1 protein-coding gene is annotated in these 2,230 nt (G+C 39.4%); it reads right to left on the bottom strand.

Annotation, left to right across the window (positions count from 1 at the left end; genetic code table 11):
* Positions 1 to 89: 89 nt before the first annotated feature.
* Positions 90 to 1,670: a group II intron reverse transcriptase/maturase gene (locus ACM03V_RS34290; RefSeq protein ID WP_414625279.1), complete on the bottom strand. Its 1,581-nt coding sequence runs from the start codon at positions 1,668 to 1,670 to the stop codon at positions 90 to 92.
* Positions 1,671 to 2,230 lie beyond the last annotated feature (560 nt).

Below are 2,230 nucleotides of genomic sequence, written 5' to 3'. Positions count from 1 at the left end.
GCTGGTTGAGTCGATGGGGAGTATTATCTCCCGCACCTCTCAGTTAGATCCGGACGTGCCATTTTCACGGCATCCGGCTCCCGATATTCTTAAGGGATAGCCTTTTTGCTCATGTGTATGTAATCATGACAGGACTTGTGTACTGCCACTAGATTTTTAGTTTTCCAGTTGTTATGATTACCGTCGATGTGATGTAAGTGTGTTCGTTCTTCACTTGTAAACTTTAAACCACAATGACTACATGAATGGTTTTGCCGTTTTAAGGCTTTAGAGGTTTCGTTATCATATAATTTGCTGTTGCGTTCGCTCCAGTAAGTTATATCATTGTCGTAAGGAGATTTATTTCCTTTGACATTGACGAATTTATTTTCGGAGTAAGGAACACTTGGGAATGCTTTCTTAATCAACTGAGTGCTTGATTTTCTAGTATTCTTATTTTCCTTATTAAAAACTTTCCATGTTCTGTAACTGACGTGCCATAGGGAGAACTTAGCGCCGTTCATGTCACAAAATTTATGGTAATTTCTCCAGCCTCTAACTATTGGTGCTAGCTTTTCAGCTTTTACCTTAGAACCATAATTCGAGTTATTGACGATGTTTTTAACTTTTTGACGGAATTTTTTGAAGTTATCCACTGAGGGATAACTCTTGAATCTTCCGTCTTTTAACACTTTGAAGTGCCATCCTAGAAAGTCGAATCCATCTGTCGCAGCGGTAATCTTTGTTTTCTTCTCACTTATCTTCATTCCTCTTTTGGCTAGAAATTCGTTGATTCTTTCAAGTATTTCTATTGCATTATCTTCAGGTCTCAGGATTATAACCATGTCATCTGCGTATCTGATAGATGCTTCGATGATGTTCTTTTGGGGAGTTTTTGAGGTTATTGTGTATCCTTTGTTTGAGTGGTATCTGTGTAACTTTTCAATACCATTTAATGCAATATTTGCAAGTATTGGACTCACTACTCCCCCTTGTGGAGTTCCTTGTTCTGGAAATTCTGGGTTTATTCCTGCTTTTAGACATCTGAATATACCCGATTTTATGCCTTTAGGGGCTATAAGGTTTTCCATGATTGAGGAGTGATTTATCCTATCAAAGCATTTTTCAATATCAAGTTCTATAACTCTTTTATTGATTCCATTTGCTTTAGAGTTTAGGTTTAGGAATAGGATTTTCTGAGCATCATGTGCTGAACGTCCCGGTCTGAAACCATAACTTCTTTCATGGAATGTTGCTTCGTATGCAGGCTCTAAAGCGTATTTTGCTAGGCATTGCCATGCTCTATCCGCCATAGTGGGAATTTTCAACATTCTGGTAGTTCCATCTTTTTTAGGAATGGGGATACTACGTAGTTTCTGGTGATGCCAGTTATTACTGGTATTTTTCAGAAGTGTTTCAAGCTCAAATCTCTCATTAAAATTAAGGGATTTCTTGCCATCAATACCTGCTGTTTTCTTTCCTGCATTTAACTGTGATACTTGTCGAATCGCTAGAAATCTGGCTGAAGAAGACTTCAGAATAAGTTTTTGAAGTGACAAAGCTTTACGCTTATCTCCTGCTCGAACTGCTTTGAACACTCGACTTTGTAGGCGGAATAAATCTTTACGGAATTTCTTCCAGTTTAGATTTTTCCAAGATTCACTAGTAATTTTTTTACTGTGCCTAATCATGCTCTAACTCTGCTCTCGTGTTTTCTGAATACCTCACAGCAATTACGCTGTGTCCTACCCGATTCAAGAGAGTTCCGTATCTCGTCATACCTACTTGGGATTCGACCGTCCCAAGACTCTTGATTCGTTTTTATTCGTTCCCTTTAGGCGATTTTGTACTTTTAGGTGTTACCAATTCAACCATTGGATACCCAAGATTCTTGTAGCTACCGAGCAAAAGTGCTACGGGTATAAACTCCAATGAAGTCAAGGTTTTGATGTTATGCCCTGCTTTTCTTCAGGTTGCTTTTCTAGGTACTGTTTCACCATGAGTATTCCCTGTTAGCGCCAGTGTTAACCCATAACAGTTATCTGGTTGCGCCCTGTTCCCGGCTTCACTCTGTAAGATTCCGAGCTTACTCGGTGCGGGCAGGTAAGGAGTCACGCTTGAATCTAGCGGATAGGACTTTCACCTATATCACACAAAGAGTTCAGTGCTTAGTTTTTACCTAAGTTTCACTGGCTTAGTTATGTACGGACTGATTACCGTGATTCACTAAGCAACGAATCGCACTTGCTCT

Origin of the sequence: Calothrix sp. CCY 0018, assembly GCF_963920925.1 — a bacterium.
Classification (GTDB): domain Bacteria; phylum Cyanobacteriota; class Cyanobacteriia; order Cyanobacteriales; family Nostocaceae; genus Rivularia.
Note: the sequence above shows the minus strand (reverse complement) of the source record. Positions and strands in the feature narration are given on the sequence as shown.